The organism is Psychroflexus montanilacus, assembly GCF_020164535.1.
Lineage (GTDB): Bacteria > Bacteroidota > Bacteroidia > Flavobacteriales > Flavobacteriaceae > Psychroflexus > Psychroflexus montanilacus.
In genome coordinates this window covers 1,139,205-1,160,000 of the sequence record NZ_JAIQZC010000001.1, presented here as the reverse complement: position 1 = coordinate 1,160,000, position 20,796 = coordinate 1,139,205, and the positions used below count along the sequence as shown (strand labels likewise).

The following is a 20,796-nucleotide window of genomic DNA, read 5'->3' as shown; positions in this document are numbered from 1 at the left end:
ATTCTAATTAATGGCATTTGAATTTCTAGCACCTGTTAAACCTGAATTACAGGATACCATTCATTCTTTTTCAAACCAAACCTTATCGAATTTCGTAAGTTTTTATGATGGTGAAGAAGAAATCGATTTTGAAAATGTAGAACTAGCTATTATTTGCGTAAAGGATTCCCGAAATAGCAATTACATAGATAAGTCCGATTTCTTCTACGACGAAATAAGAGCTGAGTTATACAATATGTATGTGGGGAATTGGAAGTTGAAGATACTGGATTTGGGGGATGTTGTGATGGGGGATGAGTTTTCGGATACGGCTTATGTATTCAAGAATATTCTTTCTCAGCTTTACAGGAAATCTGTTATTCCTTTGATTTTAGGAGGTAGTCAAGACTTGACATTTTATCAATATAGAGCCTTCGACGGGATAAAGTATATGGTAAATTTATCAACAGCAGATCATAAATTTGATTTAGGTAACTCAGACATGCCTATGGATGGTCAATCTTATGTTGGTAAAATGATTATTGATGAGCCTTACAATCTGTTCAATTACTGTAATCTTGGTTATCAAACCTATTTGTCACCTCAAGAAGAGATAGATTTGATGGATAAGCTTTTCTTTGAAGCAGTTAGGCTTGGTGAGCTAAAGCATGATTTCACAAGGGCTGAGCCGGTTTTGAGAGACACAGATTTATTTAGTATTGATATTTATTGTGTTAAATCTTCAGAAATTGCGGATGCAAGTCATAAAAATATTAACGGATTCAGTACATTTGATTTATGTAAGTTATCAAGATATGCAGGAATGAGTGACAAGTTGAGCTCTTTTGGAATTTATGAATTGCAAGCTATGAAAGCCTCTGAAAGCCTGACTCAGCTGGTTTCACAAATGCTTTGGTACTTTATGGAAGGTTTTAGTCTTCGATTGAATGAGAAGGTAAGCGAGCAAAGCTCAACATTTACAAAATACAGTGTTCCTATTGAGGATGAAATCTTAATTTTTTTTAAGAGTGAGATTTCTCAAAGATGGTGGATCAAAATTCCAAATGAAAATAATAATGCTCATAAACCTTCGTTATTAGCATGTGATAAACAGGATTACATAGATGCTACATCATCGATCATACCAGATCGCTGGTTCAAAGCAAAATATAAAAACAGCCTCTAATTTGAATTTATTTTAATTATTGTTAAGAAAAAAATTGTTTATTTATACACAAGATTTGAATTTAATCACTTAATTATGAAACTTTATTTTACATCTTCTAAAGGTTTTTATATCGCAATGCTCGCCTTTTTGGTGATGAGTTGTGGTAAAAGCGATAAAGGCCAGCTTGTAGGAGTGGAAGGAAAGAAATGGTATCCTGAAAAACCCTATGGAATGGTCTTAGTAAAAGGAGGTTCCTTTATCATGGGAAAATCTGATGATGATCTTGCAGGTGTTCAAAATGCTCCTCCCAAAACGGTGACTGTTCCTTCATTTTATATGGATGAGACTGAAATCACTAACTCTGAATACAGACAGTTTGTCCATAGAGTTAGAGATTCTGTAGTAAGACAAAAACTTGCTGAAGCTGCCGAGCTATCTGGTGGTGATGGTGGTGATGATGGTATTCAAAGGTTTGCATTTAAAAATGCCTCGCAGGGCGATGATGCAGATTTATCGCCTTATGAAGAGTTTTCTAAACATTACGATCCTTTAGACCAGGCTTTAAATTGGGATCCAAAAATTATATGGGATCCAGCCGAATATCCAGATGAAGATTATGTATATGTTATGGATGAATTTTATTTATCCAATGACCAATCTTACAATGGCCGTAGAATGTTAGATGTTAATCAATTTAAGTACAGCTACAAAACTATGGATATAGATGCTGCTGCCAGAAAAAAAGGGGAACGTACTAGTTTCATAACAGAAGAAGAGGTTATGGTTTATCCAGATACTACTGTTTGGATCAAAGACTTTAGTTATTCTTATAACGAACCTATGCACAACGATTACTTTTCTCATACGGCTTATGACAATTATCCTGTTGTAGGAGTGACATGGGGACAGTCCAAAGCTTTTGCCAATTGGAGAACCAAATACTTAAATGATTTTAGGAAGCAGAAAAAAGAAGCTAATGTCAACTTCTTTAGATTACCATCTGAAGCAGAATGGGAATATGCCGCTAGAGGAGGAATAGAAGGAGGAACTTACCCCTGGGGTGGTCCATATGCTAAAGATGACAGAGCCTGCTTTTTAGCAAATTTCAAACCTTTCCGAGGTGATTATGCAGCAGATGAAGCCCTTTATACTGTGGAAGCAGATGCCTATGAACCCAATGATTTTGGACTATATAATATGTCTGGCAATGTAGCGGAATGGGTAAATACTTCTTACGATCCTGCCTCTTACGAATATATGTCTTCGATGAGTCCAAACGTAAACAATAGTGTCAACAAAAGAAAAGTAGTAAGAGGTGGTTCCTGGAAAGATGTTAGCTATTACCTGCAAGTGAGTACCAGGGATTATGAATATGCTGATTCTGCTAGGAGCTATGTAGGTTTCAGAACGGTACAGGATTTCTTAGGTAACTCCCTTAATTTAAAATAATAAAACTAAAACTAAACAATCAAATTTTCAATCATGGCAAACTCAAAATCAAGTAAAAAAGCAATGAATATGGTTTATGGCCTTGGAGCGGCTGTTGTAATCTTAGGTGCATTATTTAAAATTATGCACTGGCCATTTGGTAATACAATGCTTATTGTAGGATTAGTTGTAGAAGCAATTGTATTTGCAATTTCTGCATTTGAACCTGTTGATAATGAATTAGACTGGTCTAAAGTATATCCAGAATTGGCACAGGAAAACCCTGCCACTAAAGGAAAATCCAATAAACCAACAGTAGAAGATGAGCAAGGTCTGCTTTCTAAAAAGCTAGACGACATGCTTAAAGAAGCAAAAATTGACTCCAAACTTATGGAAAGTCTTGGTGAAAGCATCAAAAACTTTGAAGGTGCGGCCCGCAACATTCAGCCAACGACAGATTCTATGGAATCTCAAAGAAAATATAGCCAGGAGTTAACGCTTGCTGCTACGCATATGGAGTCTTTAAATAATCTATATAAAGTACAGGTGGAATCTGCTTCCAAGCAAGCAGAAGCTAACCAGGCAGTTGCAGATAACGCAAGTAGATTGAAAGAGCAGATGGAATCTTTAACAGCAAACCTTAATTCCCTTAATGGAGTTTATGGCGGTATGTTGAGTGCAATGAGACCGAAAGCATAATTTAAATTTCTTAAAAGAAAAGTACTATGGCTGGAGGAAAACAGACACCAAGGCAAAAGATGATTAACCTGATGTACTTGGTATTCATTGCGATGATGGCACTGAATATGTCCAAGGAAGTCTTAACTGCATTTGGACTCATCAACGAATCATTGACAGAGGCAAACGAAAGTTTTGTTGAAAAAAACAAAGCTGCTGTTGCTGGATTAGAACAGAAAGCAAGTGAATCACCTGAACAATTTAAGGAAGCTAAAACTTTAGCTACCTCTGTTGCTTCACTTACAGATTCTTATTTTCAGTATTTGGGAACTTTAAAGGCAGAGCTTCAGGGCACTGTAGATGATCCCAAGGATTACGAAAGTATGGATAAAACCAGTTACCTGGACGAAAAAATGATGTCTAGTGGTAACTTGACCAAAGATGGCCAAGAATTTATGAATCAAATGGAGACATACCATAACGGTATGATGGAATTACTTGGAGACAATCCTAAATACCAGCAAATTTCAAGTGCAATCAATAGAAAGTTTAATGGTAAAGATATTGTAGATAATGAAAATGTCAAGAAGAAATACATCGAATACCATTTTGTTGGTTATCCATTAGTTTCCTCTATTACTAAAGTTTCTGCAATGCAAAATGACTTAAAAGTTTATGAAAATGAGCTTTTATCACTAATGCTTGCAGGAGAATTGGCTTCTATCGCAGAGGTGAATACTTCAAATTATGCAACATTACTTGAAGCTCCTAAATCTGCATTTTATTCTGACGAAACTTTTAACGGATCTGTTGTTCTAGGACGAACAGATGAATCTACAAGACCTAATAAAGTTAACTTAACTCTTGATGGAAGAAAGTTAGTTGAAGGCAAAGATTTTGATCTAAAAGGTGGTAAAGTTCAGCTTAAAGTTTCTGCTGGAAACGTCGGGGAACACAAAATTGAAGGAAATCTTATATTTACCCAGGATGGAGAAGACACAGAAGTTCCAGTATCTCAAAAATATCAGGTGATACCAAAACCTAACCAGGCGATTGTATCTGCTGATAAGATGAATGTGGTTTACCGGGGTATTGAAAACCCTATCACCGTCTCTATGCCAGGTGTACCAGGTAATAAAGTAAATGCTAGCGCTCCTGGTCTAAGAAAAGTTAGCGGATCTCAGTATATGATGGTTCCTCAAACCGGTAATGAAGTGAAAATAAGCGTAGTAGGAGAGATTGATGGAAAGAAATTTCCTTCGTCATCTACATTTAGAATTAAAAGTTTACCAAGACCTACACCTACTGTAAGGGGACAGGTGCAAGAAGGAGGAGCAATTCAAATGCCTAAAAATGCATTAAAGGTATCTCCGGTTGGTGCTACTTTTGAAAACTTCGATTTTGATATTACACCAGTAGTAAAACGATTTACATTAAGTATTCCAGGACAGCCTTCAGTTGTTGTGAACGGAAGCCGACTAGATCAAAAAGCTCAGGGTCTTTTAGACTTGGCTAAAGCTGGGGATATAGTCCAAATATTTGACATTAAAGCCGATGTTCCTGGCGTGAACGTTAAAAACATGCCTGCAGTATTGGTTCAATTAACAAATTAAATTTTAATGATGATGTATTCTAATTTTAAAGTCTTTTTATGTTCGGTTCTTGTTTTGAGCGGCAGTCTTGCTCTGGCACAATCGAACATACTAAACGCCTCTAGACCCTCACAAGTCGGTGTTTTGACTGAAGATCAAAAGAATTCTGACGATGATAAACCATTGGAGTATGGTTATATCGGGGACAGAGATATCTTATGGTCCAAAGTAGTTTGGGAAAAGATTGACTTAAAGCAAAAAGTGAACTTTCCGTTATTATATCCTACACAGGATGATGCTTTTTCAGCAAACAGACGTTCTCTGTATAAAGTTCTTTTGGACGGAATAGAAAAAGGAGCTGAGGATTCAACTTCTGTAGATGCCATTACTGAAGTGTATGCTACAAGTTATTTCAATAAAAAGAAATCCTATGAAGACATATTGGGATCTACAAAATCTGTTTTCTTGCCAGATGTCGCTTTAGATATTCTAGGTCAATATGGGGTAACAGGAACCGATAATGTGCAAGTATTTATCAATAGATCTTTGGCTGGGACTCTTTCAGATTACCCAGACCTATATCCACAGGAACTTGTTGACCAGATGGAACCTTATTTGATTCCAACTGAAATAACCAGTAGAGATATTTTAGAATATCACATTAAAGGTATGTGGTACTTTGATAAACTTCAAGGTGAAATGAGATACAGACTTCTTGGAATTGCTCCTGCTGGATATGATATCCAAAGTCAGAACCAAAGTTTCTCTGGAGATCCTCAGATTGTACCTTACTTTTGGGTGTGGTTTCCAGATGCCAGACAGGTTTTGCATAAAGCAAAAGTGCTCAACAATCAGAACAGCTCTATGCCATTTAGCTTTGACCATCTTCTGAATTCCAGACGCTTTGATGCGGTAATCTACAAAACTCAAAATGTGTACGAAGACAGGGAAGTGGCAGAATATATACAAGACAATGCTTTACTTCAGCTTTTGGAGTCTAATAGAATCAAAGAAGAGATTAGAAATTTTGAACTAGATATGTGGAATTACTAATTCCTGCTCAAGTTTAAAATCTTAAATTAGCCCTTACACTTTTCGTAAGGGTTTTTTATTTTATAAAAAAAGGCTGAGTGGTGTTAATCACATAGATTAGCCTCACATAAATTAAAACTAAAAGGAAGGATGAAAGATGTTTTGATAGTTGGATTTGGAATTGCTGGTTTAACGCTTGCAAAGCGGCTTGAACTTAAGTCTAAAACTTTTGACATTATATCGGATGAAAGTCAGCAATCGTCCAAAGTTGCGGGAGGTGTGTTAAATCCCGTAGCTTTAAAACGCTACAATTTAGCCTGGAATGCTGAAAAACTAATGCCTGAAGCTATTCAGTTCTATAGTCAGTTTAATCAAAATTCAACGTACTTTGAAGCTATTACTGTCTATAAATTGTTTTCATCTATTGAAGATCAAAACAACTGGATTGTTGCCTCAGACCAGCCCAGGTTAGAGCCTTTTTTGAATTCAAAAATTCAAAGTCTAGATGCTCAGGTTCAAACAAATTTTAAATCTGGTGAAGTATTGCAATCCCATTTGCTCCATCTCAAGAATTTACTTCAAAATGAAAAATTAAGATACTCTGAGTCTTCTCAGTTTTTTTCTAACACCTTTAGATATGAGCGTCTCAGTTTCAACAGAACTAATGTTGAATATCTCGGGGTGGAATATAAGTCTGTTGTGTTTTGTGAAGGCTTTGGAGTTGCAGAGAATCCGTTTTTCAACTGGCTTCCTATTTACGGTAATAAAGGGGAGTATCTGATTTTTAAATCTGAACGACTGAATGCCAATTCAACTATCTTAAAGTCGAGAAATTTCATTATTCCCTTGGGAAATGATCTCTATAAGTATGGAGCGACTTATTCCAGGGAAGGTCTTAACGATAAACCATCCCAAGAAGCGCGTATGGATTTGGAAAGCAAACTATCAGAAATGATAGACTGCGATTTTGAAATTGTAGATCAGGTGGCGGGAGTAAGGCCAACTGTGAGAGATCGGAAGCCGATTGTAGGGCAGCATCCTGAACACAAAAATTTGTTCATTTTAAATGGATTTGGAAGTCGAGGAGTTATGGCAGCACCTCACTTATCCAAACAATTGATAGACTTTATTTTTGAAAATAAAGAAATGGATAAAGAAATTAGTCTTTCTAGGTTTTTGAAGTTTTATGCTTAGCATCTTCATCATAGGATAGAAACATATTTATCCAAATATTTCTGGCTAACCTCATGATTATCGGTCCAAGTAAGACAAGTACCACGATTATGGATATAAATGACGGAACTACTTCTAGTCCAATAAAGAAATATGAGGTGATAAATGCAGCAACGGCAAAGGCAACACCAATGCCGTAACTTATATACATTGCGCCGTAAAAGAAGGAAGGTTCAATCTTGTACTTCGTATTGCAAACAGAACATCTTTCATGCATTTCATAAATTTTATTCAGCTTGTAAGGATTGGATTCCACGTACATCTTTCCTTCGTGACATACAGGGCATTTTCCAGTGAATATGCTATATAATTTGGTTCCTTTCAGCATTTTGAATAAAGTTTAGCTTTACAATACAAAAATACTAATATTTGCAGAAATTATAGGTAACATATGCTACACATTCATAACCTTTCTATTTCTTTTGGCGGAGAGTATCTTTTTAAGGAGATCAGTTTTAAGCTGAGTGCCGGAAATAGAGTAGGTCTCATTGGAAAAAATGGTGCTGGAAAGTCTACTATGCTTAAGATTATTTCTGGTGAAATGCCTTTAGATCAAGGGCAGATTGCCAGAGATAAAGAGATAAATATTGGTTTTCTGAAGCAGGATATCGATTTTGAAGAAGGCAGAACGGTTTTGGAAGAAGCTTATCAAGCTTTTGAAGCCATTAAAAGTATAGAAGCTAAATTGGAATATATTAATCAACAATTGGTGGAACGCACCGATTATGAAAGTGAAGGCTATAATCAATTGATGATTGATCTTAATGATTATCAGCAGCAATATGAAATTCTTGGTGGTTACAATTATCAGGGCGATACCGAGAAGGTGTTGAAAGGTCTTGGGTTTACTACTTCAGACTTTGATAAGCAAACCGACACTTTTTCTGGTGGGTGGAGAATGCGTATTGAACTCGCAAAATTACTTCTTCAAAGCAATGATATACTTCTGCTCGATGAGCCAACCAACCATTTGGATATAGAAAGTATTTTATGGCTGGAAGGGTTTCTTCAGAACTTTGCTGGATGCGTCGTGATTGTATCTCACGACAAAATGTTTTTGGACAACGTGACCAATAGAACTATTGAGTTGTCGCTTGGTCAAATTTACGATTACAACAAGCCGTATTCAAAATTTAAAGTTTTAAGGCAAGAATTACGTGAACAACAATTGGCTGCTCAAAAAAATCAGCAGAAAGAAATCGAACAGACTGAGAAACTCATCAGCAAGTTTAGAGCCAAAGCTAACAAAGCTTCCATGGCACAATCGCTTATTAAAAAGCTTGAAAAGACAGAAGTTATTGAAGTCGACGAAGAAGATAATCAGGTGATGAATGTAAAATTTACCAGTTCTAAAAATCCTGGTAAAGTGGTTATTGAAGCTGAAGACTTATCAAAATCTTTTGGAGAGGATACTGTGTTTAAAAATGTGGATTTTTTGATAGAACGCAATTCCAAAATTGCTTTCGTAGGACAGAATGGCCAGGGGAAATCTACTTTGGCTAAAATCATTGTCGGTGAACTTGAGCATGGGGGACATATCAAGCTCGGTCATAATGTGGAGATTGGGTATTTTGCTCAAAACCAAGCCGAATATCTGGACGGTAATAAAACGGTATTGGATACCATGATAGATGCTGCCAATGAAAGTAATAGAAGTCGAGTGAGAGATATTTTAGGTTCATTTTTGTTTAGAGGAGATGATGTCACTAAATATGTGAAGGTACTATCTGGTGGGGAGAGAAATCGGTTGGCGCTTGCCAAAATGTCTTTATCGCCCTTCAATGTGTTGATTATGGATGAACCTACCAACCATTTGGATATTCAATCCAAAAACGTTTTGAAAGCAGCTTTGAATAATTTTGAAGGAACATTGATTTTGGTTTCTCACGATAGAGATTTCTTGCAGGGTCTGGCAGATTCTGTGTACGAGTTTAGAAATAATACGGTAAAAGAATTTCTCGGGGGTATCAACGATTACCTTAAGTATAGAGAGCTGGAATCTATGAGGGAAGTGGAGAAAAAAGACAAAAAACAGAAAGAAGCTAAAGCAGAGTCCTCCTCTAAAAACGATTATGAATTTCAGAAGAAGCATAAATCACTTCAGAATAAATTGAGTGGAGTGGAGGCTGATATTTCCAAATTGGAAAAAGAGATCAAAGCTATTGATCAGCAACTTGAACTTAACTACGAGGACACCATCAAAAAAGAGAACTTTTTTGAAAACTACAATGCAAAGAAAAGCAAGCTGGAGGCCTTGATGAAATCTTGGGAAGACCTTCAGTTAAAAATCGAAGAATTATAGAATTCGCCTTAAACCTTTTACCTTAATCTTGGTCTTAAAGTCATCATGAGAAAAATAATTTTAGCCGTACTAGGAGTACTCTTAATTGTCCTAGCGATTTTCGTCGCAAAGTTTATCATAGATAGCAACGTGAAGGACAAGCCTGAGAATGTGAAGTCTGAAAAACCTGTCATCGTTTACAAAGTAGAAAACACGACTAATCCAGTTAGATTAACTACCAATGGAACAGTGAGGGCGCTCAATAAATTCGAAATTTTTGCTGAGGTGGAAGGTGTTTTTATGAAGAGTTCAAAAAGTTTTAGGCCAGGTCAGTCTTTTAGGAAAGGTGAGTTGCTACTACAAATCAACGATAGAGAATTTGCAGCAAATGTACAGGGAGTCAAAAGCGCTTTATATAGCTCGTTGTCGTCCATTATGCCAGATTTAAGGCTGGATTATCCTGAAATTTATCCAAAATGGAAAACATATCTGGATGAATTTAGCATGAATTCATCAACTCCTGAGTTACCTGAATTTGAAAATAACAAAGAGCGTTATTTCATTACAGGCAGAGACATTTTATCAGATTATTACGCCCTTAAGAATCTGGAAGAACGTTTGGTTAAGTTCAATTTGAGAGCCCCTTTCGATGGTATTCTAACCGAAGCTTTGGTGAATGAAGGGACTCTGGTTCGGCCAGGTCAAAAACTTGGTGAATTTGTAGATCCGTCTGTTTATGAATTGATGATTGCTTTGAAGCAAGATTACATTCAATACATTGATGTAGGCAATGAAGTTGAAATGAAATCACTCAATAATAGCAAAACCTTTGAAGGTGAAATTACTCGCATCAACGCACAGATCGATCAAAGTTCTCAAAGTGTACAGGTGTTCATCCAATTTAAAAATGAAGAAGCCAGAGAAGGGATGTATCTTGAAGCTTTGATTAATGCAAATGAAATTGAAAATTCTATTCAGATTCCGCGTGAACTTGTGATCAATAAGACTCAAGTGTATGCTGTGGAAGATGGTTTGCTAAGGTTGATAGAGATTACTCCAGTGCATTATGACAAGGAACAAGTTATTGTGCAAGGGATTCCAGACGGAACCCAAATTTTATCTGGTGTTGTACCAGGAGCCTATTCAGGAATGAAAGTTTCAGTAGAAAAAGAAGAATCTTTGTAAGTATTAGACCGTGAGAAAACTCATTTCCTATTTTATAAAATATGACGTCGCCGTAAATGTGGTCATTTTCGCATTTATCATATTTGGTATTGCTGGCGCTTTAAGTTTGAAATCCTCCTTTTTTCCGCTTGTAGACTCCAAAATCATTCAGATAAGTGTGAATTACCCTGGCTCCGCGCCCGAAGAAATTGAGGAAGGGATTATACTCAAAATTGAGGATAACTTGAAAGGGCTGGAAGGTATAGACCGGGTGACTTCTGTTGCCAGAGAAAGTGGCGGATCTATCACTGTTGAGATAGAGCAAGATGAAGATATAGACGTCATGCTTACTGAGGTAAAAAACGCTGTAGACAGGGTGCCTACTTTTCCAGTTGGTATGGAACCTCTTGTGGTTGCCAAGCAGGAAAATGTGCGGCAAACTATAGATTTTGCGATATCCGGTGATGATATTTCCTTGAAAACACTGAAAGACATTAGTTATCAAATTGAATCTGATTTGAGACGACTGGATGGAATCTCACAAATAGAAATTACAGGATTTCCAAATGAAGAAATTGAAATTTCACTTTCAGAAAACCAGCTTTTAGCCTACAATCTTACATTTCAGGAAGTAGCGGATAAAGTTGCTCAAAACAATATTTTGACTACTGGCGGTACAATAAAAACTTCAGCAGAAGATTATTTGATTAGGGCCAATAAAAGAAACTATTACGCAGATGCCTTAAATGATATTGTTGTGCGATCTGATTCTTTAGGTAATATTGTAATGCTTTCAGACATTGCAGAGGTAAAAGATCAATTTGAAGATACTGCTAATGTATCTTTTTTCAATGGAAACGTCTCTGTTAACATAGCGATAAGCAACACCAATTCTGAAGACCTGATTTCCACAGCAGATCAAGTGAATGCATATGTCGAAGACTTCAATGATAAGAACAACAACGTTCATCTAGATGTGGTCAGCGATAATTCGATAACCCTTAAGCAAAGAACACAATTATTGCTAGAAAACGGAGCTGTTGGAATTCTATTAGTACTCTTCTTTCTGTCTTTGTTTCTGAATACGCGTCTGGCTTTTTGGGTATCGTTTGGTCTACCAGTTGCCTTTTTAGGTATGTTTGTTTTTGCAGGACTCTTTAACGTGACAATTAATGTTCTTTCTCTTTTTGGGATGATCATTGTCATTGGTATTCTTGTGGATGACGGCATTGTAATTTCAGAAAATATTTATCAGCACTATGAGCGTGGTAAGAAGCCAATTCAAGCTGCCATAGATGGAACCATGGAGGTATTGCCCCCCGTCATTTCTGCCATCATTACTACCGTTTTAGCTTTTGTGACCTTCCTGTTTTTGGAAAGTAGGATTGGAGAGTTTTTTAGTGAAGTGTCAACAGTTGTGATTTTAACTTTAGTGGTTTCTCTGGTTGAAGCTTTTATTATTCTCCCCGCTCATATAGCACATTCTAAAGCCTTGGTAAAAGATGCAGATATTAAAAATGAAAAAAAGAATTTCTTCAGCAGAGCCTTTGGAAAGCTAAGATCTGTCAATAAGGTTGGGGATAAAATCATGAGGTACCTGAGAGACAGGTTCTATGCCCCTATACTCAGATTTTCACTCAAAAATCAAATCTTTTCCTTGGCCATTATCGTGGCTTTATTCATTATTACCATAGGGGCGATAGGTGGTAACATTGTAAGGATTACTTTGTTTCCCAGTATAGCAAGTGACAGAGTTTCTATAGATTTGCTTATGGCTGAAGGTGTGAATCCTGCTAAAACAGATTCTATTATTTCTTACATCGAAAAAGCAGCCTGGAGAGTTAATGAAGATTTTACAAAGCGCCAGTCTGGAAATAAACAGGTTGTAGAAAATATCATAAAACGTGTAGGCCCTGGAAATAATAAAGCTTCCTTACAGGTAAACCTACTGCCAGGTGAGGAGCGTGATTTTTCATCCCCAGAAATAACCAATGCCATAAGGGATGAAGCGGGAACTGTCCTGGGCGTGGAAAATCTAACTTTTGGTTCTGGGGGAAATTTTGGTGGTTCGCCAGTTTCAGTGTCTCTGCTTGGAAATAACATTCAGGAATTGCAGGCTGCAAAAGAAGACCTGAAGAAGGAAATGGAAGATAATCCACTACTCAAAGATGTTACTGATACCGATCCGGAAGGCATCAAGGAAATAGACATCACCTTAAAAGACAATGCTTTTGCTTTAGGTCTAGATTTATCTGAAGTTATGCGTCAGGTAAGAAATGGATTTTTTGGAGCATCTGCACAGCGTTTTCAAAGAGGGCAAGACGAAATTCGAGTTTGGGTAAGGTATGATCTGGAAAACAGATCTTCCATCTCCAATCTTGAAGATATGCGCTTAACGACACCTTCAGGAAATAGAGTGCCTTTTTCTGAAATCGCTACTTATGAAATTATACGAGGAACTGAGTCAATAAGCCATTTAGATGGATTGAGGGAAATTCAGGTGACTGCAGATATGGAGGATCCCAACGGGAGCTCAACTGAAATTCTTGGAGATATTAGAACCAATATTATGCCAGACCTGTTGAATAAATACCAGTCGCTTTCTGTGTCTTACGAAGGACAAAATCGGGAAGCCGGTAAGCTAACAAATTCAGCTAAAGGCGTATTACCCATCGTCTTATTTTTGATTTACGCTACAATAGCCTTCACCTTTAGAAGCTACAGTCAACCGCTTATTCTTCTGCTTTTGGTTCCCTTCAGTATTATAGGCGTTGCCTGGGGACATTATATTCATGGATTTCCAATTAATGTTTTGTCTGCTTTAGGAATTATTGCTCTTATTGGTATTATGGTGAATGACGGCTTGGTGCTTATTGGTCGATTTAATAATAATATTCGAGATGGACTTTCTTTTGATGAAGCTATCTTTAATGCTGGAAAATCAAGATTTAGAGCTATTTTCCTCACATCATTAACCACTATCGCTGGTTTGGCGCCTTTGATTTTCGAAAAAAGTCGTCAGGCTCAGTTTTTAAAACCTATGGCCATTTCCATTGCTTATGGTATTGGAATTGCCACTGTACTTACGCTTATACTACTGCCTATTTTCTTATCCATAAGCAATTACATCAAGCTAGGTGTCAAATGGATTCCAAAAGGCGAAGTAGCCGACAGAGTCACTTTAGAAAGAGCTTATAAAGAACAACAAGAAGAAAAAGCACATGAGAATGAGGAATAAACTAGTGATCTTTTTTGTTTTGTGCAGTACATTCATGTTTGCGCAGGAGACTCGAAAAGACACATTGTTAAATAAAAGTGAGGCTATTGATCTGGTACTGAAAAAGAATTTTGATATTGAAGTATCTGAAAATGACCTGGAAATTGCTGATAATAATCAAGGGATCTTAAATTCCGGATATTTACCAACTTTATCTTCAAATTTCGGATATGACTTTAGTTTGCAGGATCGTTTAGCAGAAATTGAAGGTCGAGAACCATTGGATCAAAATGACCTGGAAACCCAAAGCTACAGAGCGAGTCTGGATTTGAATTACACAGTTTTTGATGGTCTTGGACGTTTATATAACTACAAAAGCTTAAAAGAACAATACAATCTTTCAGAACTTGAGGTGAGGGAGACTATTGAAAATACCCTTATCCAAATGTTTACGGTGTATTATGAAGTCGCTCGACTATACGAAAATGTTCAAATCCTTGAGCAAACTATGGAAATATCCAACGATAGGGTGAAGCGCTCCAATTATCAGTTTGAATTTGGTCAAAGTTCCAAGCTTGTAGCGCTTAACGCGGAAGTAGATGCCGCCAACGATAGTATTAATCTTATTGATGAAAGACAAAATCTAGAAAATACCCGACGAGATTTAATGCTGATTTTAAATACAGAATTTGAATCTGAATTCAAAGTAGATACCTTGGTGAAATTCATTCCAGAATTACTTATTTCTGAATACATAGAAGAAGCGGAAGAAAATAATGTATCGGTTTTAAAAATTGAAAGGAATCTAACCATAAGTGATTATGATATCAAAATCAGCAGAGCCGGTTATTTCCCTCAAATTGATTTGTTTGGCTCTTATGGCTGGAATAGAAATATAAGTCCAGAGTCCCCTTTCTTTCCTGGTTCTGTTCAGACTACAGAAGGTGTTTCTGCGGGGGTGAGTTTGTCCTGGAATTTATTTGATGGTGGACAGACTGCAGTAAGAGTTCAAAATGCAAAGGTAGGTTACAAAACTCAGGAGGTCCTAAAAGACCAAATCAAGTTTCAGGTAAAGAGAGATATATCCAATGCTTTCAATAATTACAAGAATCGCCTGTACATTTATGAGTTACAGGAGCAAAATGTGATTACCAATCAAAATAATTTTGATCGTTCAAAAGAACAATTCAATATAGGGCAGATTACTTCTATTGAATTTAGGCAGGCTCAAATTAATCTTATAAACGCTCAAACCAGTAAAAACTTAGCAAAATACGATGCGAAAATTGCAGAACTTCAATTGTTACAGCTTACTGGTCAACTTTTAAACATTGACTTTTAATGTTTGAGCATCACTTCCAATGTCCATATTGCTGGGAAGACATCAGCATGTTGTTAGATCCTTCAGTGAGGCAGCAGACTTACATAGAGGATTGCGAAGTCTGCTGTAATCCCATTCAAGTGACAGTTCGTTTTGAAGACGAAGAACTTCAAGAATTCCGTGCTGAAGATATTGAGCAATAAAATTCAAATTTTGTTTTGTGGAATTGATAATTCGACTTATATTTGCAGTCCGATAACGAGAAAGTAAAACTTATATCGCGGGGTAGAGTCCCGAAGTATAGGGAGTAGCTCTTAGGCTCCTATCCGCCTAAGGCGGACACAGGTTCGAGAGTTAAGAATAAGAAAGTTCTAAAACATATTAAAAATATATATCGCGGGGTAGAGCAGCAGGTAGCTCGTCGGGCTCATAACCCGAAGGTCACTGGTTCGAGTCCAGTCCCCGCTACTACGAGAAAGCTTCACAGCAATGTGAGGCTTTTTTTGTTTAAAAAATTGTATTTGAAGATTGGTTTACCTATTTAATATTAAAGTTGAACCTAAGACTTTCAAGTATAAAAAAAACCTGCAGAAGCAGGTTTTAATTTTCAAGTTTTTTCTTTACTTAAGAAGGCATGATCACTTTGTTGATGGCGTGAACAACTCCATTGTCCGTTTCAACATCAGCTAGAACTACTTCAGCTCCGTTTACAAGTACTTTGCCGTCTTTAAGATGAATAGTCACCTCTTCACCGTTGACTGTCTTCGCTTTCATTCCATCTGTAAGGTCGCTTGACATAACTTTACCAACAATAACATGGTAAGTAAGAATGCCTTGCAGTTTTTCTTTATTTTCTGGTTTTACCAAAGTCTCTACAGTTCCTTCTGGCAATGCAGCGAATGCATCGTCTAGTGGAGCAAATACTGTAAAGGGGCCTTTTCCGCTTAAAGTATCTACTAATTCAGCAGCTTTTACAGCTGTAACCAATGTGTTGAATGATCCGTGATTTACGGCTGTCTCTACAATATTCATATCTTTTGTTTTTAGATTATGTGTAATGTTACAGCTTAATCCACCTAGAGATGGTTGTGTTTATGATAGTAAAACGTTAATTAAAAATAGAAAGATTCGGTATACTTCGAGTTCATTTATTTTAAAACATAACATACAACTTACAGGATAAGTTTGATCATTGTTTACGATTTAAATTGGATTGAACTTTCACTACTTTCAAATAGATTTGGGTTTCGATTTTATTTTACCTAAAAATTAAAAGAGTTTTATCATACATGATTTAGCTAAATTTAGTATTTACTGATTTTGACATCTTAATTAATCATTTGCTATCGTATTTTAAAGGTTAAATTCCTAAAGATCACTCATTCAGACATTCAAAGCTTCCAATAGGACTTCCGTCTGGGATCTTGGGAGATGGAATAACTTCAAATTTTTCGGGTTTCTTCATGAATTTTTCAATTCTATAAAGCAGTTCATCTGAGATATCTGAATCGATCTTACTAAAATCTTTTTTTAAATCTCTTAAAGTTGAATTTACAATGGCTTTGGTTTGAGGGATACTATTATTGCTGGCAGAAAGATTCATCATGTGTTTCAAGACGTTGAAGCTGATACTGTTCTGTACTTCCATTTTGTAATCCGACTTGTTTGCTTTGCCGAAGGTGCTTTTGATCAACTCCTCCAACACCTCTTCCAAGCCTAAATTTGAAGAGTCTAAAGCTTTCTGCTGAATCAGTCGGTTAGCCCGATCAGGGTGAAGTAATAAACCTAAAGTCATATCACTGGCTGTAGCAGCGGCGCCTAAAGCATCAAAACTGATACCGGTGTTGCTTTTGAAAGACTCCCTGCTTCTGGAATGCCCAAATGCACGTGGTGGGAATAAATCCAAAATACGTTCAGGAACAGCCAGAGTTTCTGCATCCAGGGTCTTTAGTATGGCCTTAAGTGCCTTTTTTTGATCAGATTTTGAAATGCTTTCCACAATTTTTAAATCATCACCTTTGGTCGCGTAGTTGTAATCCAAACCGCCAATTAATTTTGAAGTGGCTTCAGTTTGATAGCGATGGTAAAAATACAAAGGCACAAATACATCTTCCAGAACAGAATAGGCTTCACCTGTTTTGATGTTGTCTTCAGAAAAATTAGCTATAGCCATTTTGCGGAGTTCCAATACTCTGTTTAATTCTTTGGAAGCCTCCTTGCCGTTATCCCACAAGTGGGCATAAGCATGTGCTCCTCCCTTAGCTCTTGCATCGGTATCGCTAATGAATTGTAAGCCTTTATTTCGGGCACTTTTCAAAATGGAATCTAAATATTGCTTTTCCGTTTGATTGGTGTTAGGATCTCCATAGCTATAAGCCACGGTTAATTTGTCCCACTCTCCAATACTGGTGTCATAAGCTTCAGAAAAGTCTATTTGATTATCTTCAAGTTTTAGGTTGGGATGTGGATAATCCATCACGCTGGCATCTGCATTAGCACTCGCAGCAAAATTATGAGCAAAACCGAGGGTGTGTCCCACCTCATGAGCAGACAACTGACGTATTCTAGCCAAGGCCATCTCCAGCATTGGCTCGTAATTCTCATCAGATGTTTCAAAAGGGCGATTCATCAAAGCCTGAGCAATCATAAAGTCCTGACGAATCCTTAGGCTGCCTAAACTAACATGGCCTTTCAGAATTTCACCTGTACGCGGATCTACTACGCTGGCGCCATAACTCCAGCCTCGCGTAGACCGGTGAACCCATTGGATCATATTGTAACGTAAATCCATAGGATCTGCATCGGCAGGAAGCACTTTTACTTGAAAAGCATTCTTATATCCAATGCCCTCAAAAGCCTGGTCCCACCATTTGGCACCCTCAAGCAAAGCAGATTTAACAGGTTCTGGCGTACCTGGATCGAGATAATAAACGATGGGTTCTTTAGCTTCGCTAACTTTAGCCTCGGGATTCTTTTTCTCTAAACGATGACGAATGCTGTAGCGCTTAGTCAACGGTTCATAAATGGGTGTGGCATAATCCTGATAGGAAATAGATATCGACCCGCTCTGGGGGTCAAATAGGCGAGGCTCGTAGCCCTCATCTGGTAACTGCACAAAGCTGTGATGCTGCGTCACAGTCAGGTTGGAAGCATCAGGGGCAACCGAATAAACGTTCCTGCCTTCAGCATCACCAGAGAAAGTGAGGAGGGCTTCAAATTCTGTGTTTTTTGGAAAGGCTTTGGTACGTTGCATCGCCAGAGCACTTTTGCTTTGGTCCAGTTTATAGCTACCTTGTTTTTGTTGTTTCAAACGTTTGGAAACCCCGTGCGCATCCTGCATCAAAAAAAGAGTAAAGTCGATAAGAAATGATCCGTCCTTTTCTTCTTCAATTTTGAAACCATGCAATACGGATTTTGCAAAAGCCTGCTCAACGCTTCTTTTTTCCAGCTCATTATCAGTATTTGCTCTATAATCTTGATTGGGCTGAACTAACAGCAACTTATGTCCCGCACGCTGAAATTTTACTATGGCTGTACCACCTAGCTGTCCTCGATCCAAACCAATGTCATTGGAACCTAAACCACTGGTTAAGGAATGTACATATATGAATTCCTGATCGAGTTGATTGACCTTTAAATAAATTTTATCCTCTTTTTGCGAATACCAGAAATCAAAGAAACCTTCTTGTTTAGTCAGGTTGTCTTTGTCTTTTAAAGTCTCGAAGTCTTGCCCCTGTAGTGATGAAGCGAACAATAAAATGGAGATGGCAATAAGTGCTTTCATGCTGTGAATGTTAAAAAATAATTATATCGAATATAAGATTTACATACAAAATGAGATAAGTAATAGTACACAAGATTGAAAAAGTGGCCTAGATAGAAATAAATCGAATTCGTGTAATGACTATAAATGTCAGTAAATTGCTAAATGATAAGTTATAAACATAAGTCATTAATTGATTTTTTTGTTTCAGGTTTAAGGGCTATCATTTCCCATGTCGTTATTCTCTAACTATTTTTTTAATTATTTTTTTTGCTGTTTTACTAAGCAAGTTTGGAGTTTTGGGGCCGCTTTGATTTGTCATTATAGATAAGCCTAACTTTAATTTAGGATAAATAAATAACCAGTTTTGAGTTCCAGTAGTACCACCGTGGTGATTATAAGAGGTTCCATACTTATCATTCCGGACTCTCCAGAAATAAGCTACTTTCAGAGTTTTTCCCTCTTCGTGTAATACTCTATGAGACTCAGCGGCTATTGTATTTTCTGGGTTTAAGTATAAATCTATGTAGTGCATCATGTCCATGATTGTCATTTTCGCACCGCTTCCTGTTGCCCAGAGGGAATTGAGTTGAGGTGGAGATAATTTTTCGTTATCCATCCAGTATCCCCTTACTAACGTTTGCATGTTTGCTTCGTAAGATTCAGTAAAAGAAGAGTCCATGCCGTAGGGGTTTGAAAAATTCTCATACAGCAGTTCATCAATTGTTGTTTGATATATGCTTTCCAAAATGTACCCAACCAATTCTGCTCCTACATTGGAGTACGAGTAGACAGATCCTGGCTTTGTGGTTATAGAAACTTGTTTTAAATCTTCAAGGAATGTTTGCTTGGTGTAGGATTTTTCCAATTCGTAATAATCCTGAGGAACCTTTTCGTTGAATTGTTGGAACACTTCCTCCATTTTGGCTGGCAGGAACATTGGTAAACCACTCGTATGGCTCAGCAAATGTTTTACGGTGATGGGTTTGCCTTTATATTTTAAGTTGGGGTAATCATCTTTAAGGTAAACAGAAAGCTCATCATCAAGGCCCAATTTATTTTCCAGCACAGCTTTTGCAGCCAAATATCCGGTCAGAGTTTTAGTAACAGAGCCTATTTCATAAATTGACTCATCTGTAGGTGTTAAGCCTTTACCTTTTTCAATCTCTCCAAAATGTTCAGTATAAATGTAGCCGTCCTTCAAAATGCCAATGGATGCAGAAGTGATATTTTTGTTTTTAATAAAGGCTCGGCCATGTTTCTGAATGATTTTTAAAATAGCTTCATCGTCACCTTCCATCTGTGCAAAAGATTTTTCAAAATTAAGCGTTGAAATCACAATCAATAAAATGAGTAAAAAATACTTCATCTTCTCTTTTATTTTGAATAAATCAACCAAAACTTAGGGATTTGAGGCTATTGCAATTTGTTCTTCTCTTGCTGGTTAAAGGTTTTCTACACCTCATTTTTTCGGATTTTGTAGTTTATCGCATTTGCCAAAATACTTAGCCTTTATAAAATTAATTTTTTATTTCAAACAAGTTCCAGATGAGGGAAATTTTGTTTTTTGATTATTTAAACAACTGGGGATAAGACTTACAATGCCTATTCACATGTCTCCATTATTTGTTGGATTTTTAAATTAGAATCTGGTATTAAGCTTTGAATTGCGGCTGATAAGATTGGGCGAATTCAACTCCTGGTTTTGCATCTCTTCAATTAAAAATTATTCTATAGTTATTTATGTATTAAATGCTTCATTTTCAATTCTTTCAAATAATGAACTGGTGGAATTATGCTTAAAATATCATTATTGAATAAGTGATAGCAATTTATTTGTGTTTTTATTAACTAAAATACAAGCAACATTAATGAAAAAAAATGTAAGTAAATTTAAGTGATGTCAGTATTGTCCTAATAAACAGCATTTTAAGAAATTG

15 protein-coding genes and 1 tRNA gene are annotated in these 20,796 nt (G+C 36.8%); 12 read left to right on the top strand and 4 right to left on the bottom strand.

The genetic code is table 11. From position 1 onward, the window contains the following. Window positions 1-10: 10 nt before the first annotated feature. The 6 genes from LB454_RS05440 to LB454_RS05415 all read left to right on the top strand — a co-directional run bounded on the left by LB454_RS05440 (window position 11) and on the right by LB454_RS05415 (window position 7,071). On the top strand, window positions 11-1,165 hold the full coding sequence (locus tag LB454_RS05440) for a formimidoylglutamase (RefSeq protein WP_224463605.1): 1,155 nt from the start codon (window positions 11-13) through the stop codon (window positions 1,163-1,165). A 75-nt stretch (window positions 1,166-1,240) separates the two neighbouring features. Then, window positions 1,241-2,596, top strand: coding sequence for a T9SS ring complex lipoprotein PorK/GldK (gene porK, locus LB454_RS05435; RefSeq protein ID WP_224463604.1), 1,356 nt, complete (start codon window positions 1,241-1,243; stop codon window positions 2,594-2,596). 33 nt (window positions 2,597-2,629) lie between these two features. Continuing rightward, entirely contained in the window at window positions 2,630-3,274 is a 645-nt protein-coding gene (gene porL / locus LB454_RS05430; protein WP_224463603.1) for a type IX secretion system motor protein PorL/GldL, read from the top strand. A gap of 26 nt (window positions 3,275-3,300) precedes the next feature. Continuing rightward, window positions 3,301-4,866: a type IX secretion system motor protein PorM/GldM gene (porM, locus tag LB454_RS05425; protein ID WP_224463602.1), complete on the top strand. Its 1,566-nt coding sequence runs from the start codon at window positions 3,301-3,303 to the stop codon at window positions 4,864-4,866. A gap of 12 nt (window positions 4,867-4,878) precedes the next feature. Continuing rightward, entirely contained in the window at window positions 4,879-5,898 is a 1,020-nt protein-coding gene (gene porN / locus LB454_RS05420; RefSeq protein WP_322962832.1) for a type IX secretion system ring subunit PorN/GldN, read from the top strand. 129 nt (window positions 5,899-6,027) lie between these two features. Next, window positions 6,028-7,071, top strand: coding sequence for an NAD(P)/FAD-dependent oxidoreductase (locus LB454_RS05415; RefSeq protein WP_224463600.1), 1,044 nt, complete (start codon window positions 6,028-6,030; stop codon window positions 7,069-7,071). Here LB454_RS05415 and LB454_RS05410 read toward each other — a convergent pair. After that, complete coding sequence (locus LB454_RS05410) at window positions 7,046-7,438, bottom strand: DUF983 domain-containing protein (protein WP_224463599.1); 393 nt, start codon at window positions 7,436-7,438, stop codon at window positions 7,046-7,048. The genes LB454_RS05415 and LB454_RS05410 overlap by 26 nt on opposite strands. A 63-nt stretch (window positions 7,439-7,501) precedes the next feature. Between LB454_RS05410 and LB454_RS05405 the strand changes: the two genes are divergently transcribed. From LB454_RS05405 to LB454_RS05380, 6 genes are all read left to right on the top strand, one after another. Continuing rightward, window positions 7,502-9,412, top strand: a complete 1,911-nt coding sequence (locus LB454_RS05405; RefSeq protein ID WP_224463598.1) for an ABC-F family ATP-binding cassette domain-containing protein — start codon at window positions 7,502-7,504, stop codon at window positions 9,410-9,412. Between the two features lie 45 nt (window positions 9,413-9,457). After that, a complete protein-coding gene (locus LB454_RS05400; RefSeq protein ID WP_224463597.1) occupies window positions 9,458-10,576 on the top strand; it encodes an efflux RND transporter periplasmic adaptor subunit in 1,119 nt (372 codons plus the stop codon). 10 nt (window positions 10,577-10,586) lie between these two features. Beyond that, window positions 10,587-13,793: an efflux RND transporter permease subunit gene (locus LB454_RS05395; RefSeq protein WP_224463596.1), complete on the top strand. Its 3,207-nt coding sequence runs from the start codon at window positions 10,587-10,589 to the stop codon at window positions 13,791-13,793. Then, complete coding sequence (locus tag LB454_RS05390) at window positions 13,783-15,114, top strand: TolC family protein (protein WP_224463595.1); 1,332 nt, start codon at window positions 13,783-13,785, stop codon at window positions 15,112-15,114. The genes LB454_RS05395 and LB454_RS05390 overlap by 11 nt, the downstream gene beginning before the upstream one ends. Continuing rightward, complete coding sequence (locus tag LB454_RS05385; protein ID WP_224463594.1) at window positions 15,114-15,296, top strand: CPXCG motif-containing cysteine-rich protein; 183 nt, start codon at window positions 15,114-15,116, stop codon at window positions 15,294-15,296. The genes LB454_RS05390 and LB454_RS05385 overlap by 1 nt, the downstream gene beginning before the upstream one ends. Window positions 15,297-15,488: 192 nt before the next feature. Next, window positions 15,489-15,561 (top strand) — tRNA-Met (locus LB454_RS05380). Between the two features lie 156 nt (window positions 15,562-15,717). On the opposite strand, the gene LB454_RS05375 is transcribed toward LB454_RS05380, so the two are convergent. The 3 genes from LB454_RS05375 to LB454_RS05365 form a co-directional block, all read right to left on the bottom strand. After that, the gene (locus LB454_RS05375; protein WP_224463593.1) at window positions 15,718-16,125 is read right to left on the bottom strand and encodes a fasciclin domain-containing protein; all 408 of its coding nucleotides are present in this window, start codon (window positions 16,123-16,125) and stop codon (window positions 15,718-15,720) included. A 343-nt stretch (window positions 16,126-16,468) separates the two neighbouring features. Continuing rightward, the gene (locus LB454_RS05370) at window positions 16,469-18,877 is read right to left on the bottom strand and encodes a zinc-dependent metalloprotease (RefSeq protein ID WP_224463592.1); all 2,409 of its coding nucleotides are present in this window, start codon (window positions 18,875-18,877) and stop codon (window positions 16,469-16,471) included. Between the two features lie 217 nt (window positions 18,878-19,094). After that, on the bottom strand, window positions 19,095-20,225 hold the full coding sequence (locus LB454_RS05365; protein WP_224463591.1) for a serine hydrolase domain-containing protein: 1,131 nt from the start codon (window positions 20,223-20,225) through the stop codon (window positions 19,095-19,097). Window positions 20,226-20,796 lie beyond the last annotated feature (571 nt).

Bases quoted from the DNA above. Each gene is read 5' to 3' on its own strand.
- LB454_RS05440 (WP_224463605.1), top strand. From the start codon at position 11: ATGGCATTTGAATTTCTAGCACCTGTTAAACCTGAATTACAGGATACC.
- porK (WP_224463604.1), top strand. From the start codon at position 1,241: ATGAAACTTTATTTTACATCTTCTAAAGGTTTTTATATCGCAATGCTC.
- porL (WP_224463603.1), top strand. From the start codon at position 2,630: ATGGCAAACTCAAAATCAAGTAAAAAAGCAATGAATATGGTTTATGGC.
- porM (WP_224463602.1), top strand. From the start codon at position 3,301: ATGGCTGGAGGAAAACAGACACCAAGGCAAAAGATGATTAACCTGATG.
- porN (WP_322962832.1), top strand. From the start codon at position 4,879: ATGTATTCTAATTTTAAAGTCTTTTTATGTTCGGTTCTTGTTTTGAGC.
- LB454_RS05415 (WP_224463600.1), top strand. From the start codon at position 6,028: ATGAAAGATGTTTTGATAGTTGGATTTGGAATTGCTGGTTTAACGCTT.
- LB454_RS05410 (WP_224463599.1), bottom strand. From the start codon at position 7,438: ATGCTGAAAGGAACCAAATTATATAGCATATTCACTGGAAAATGCCCT.
- LB454_RS05405 (WP_224463598.1), top strand. From the start codon at position 7,502: ATGCTACACATTCATAACCTTTCTATTTCTTTTGGCGGAGAGTATCTT.
- LB454_RS05400 (WP_224463597.1), top strand. From the start codon at position 9,458: ATGAGAAAAATAATTTTAGCCGTACTAGGAGTACTCTTAATTGTCCTA.
- LB454_RS05390 (WP_224463595.1), top strand. From the start codon at position 13,783: ATGAGGAATAAACTAGTGATCTTTTTTGTTTTGTGCAGTACATTCATG.
- LB454_RS05385 (WP_224463594.1), top strand. From the start codon at position 15,114: ATGTTTGAGCATCACTTCCAATGTCCATATTGCTGGGAAGACATCAGC.
- LB454_RS05375 (WP_224463593.1), bottom strand. From the start codon at position 16,125: ATGAATATTGTAGAGACAGCCGTAAATCACGGATCATTCAACACATTG.
- LB454_RS05370 (WP_224463592.1), bottom strand. From the start codon at position 18,877: ATGAAAGCACTTATTGCCATCTCCATTTTATTGTTCGCTTCATCACTA.
- LB454_RS05365 (WP_224463591.1), bottom strand. From the start codon at position 20,225: ATGAAGTATTTTTTACTCATTTTATTGATTGTGATTTCAACGCTTAAT.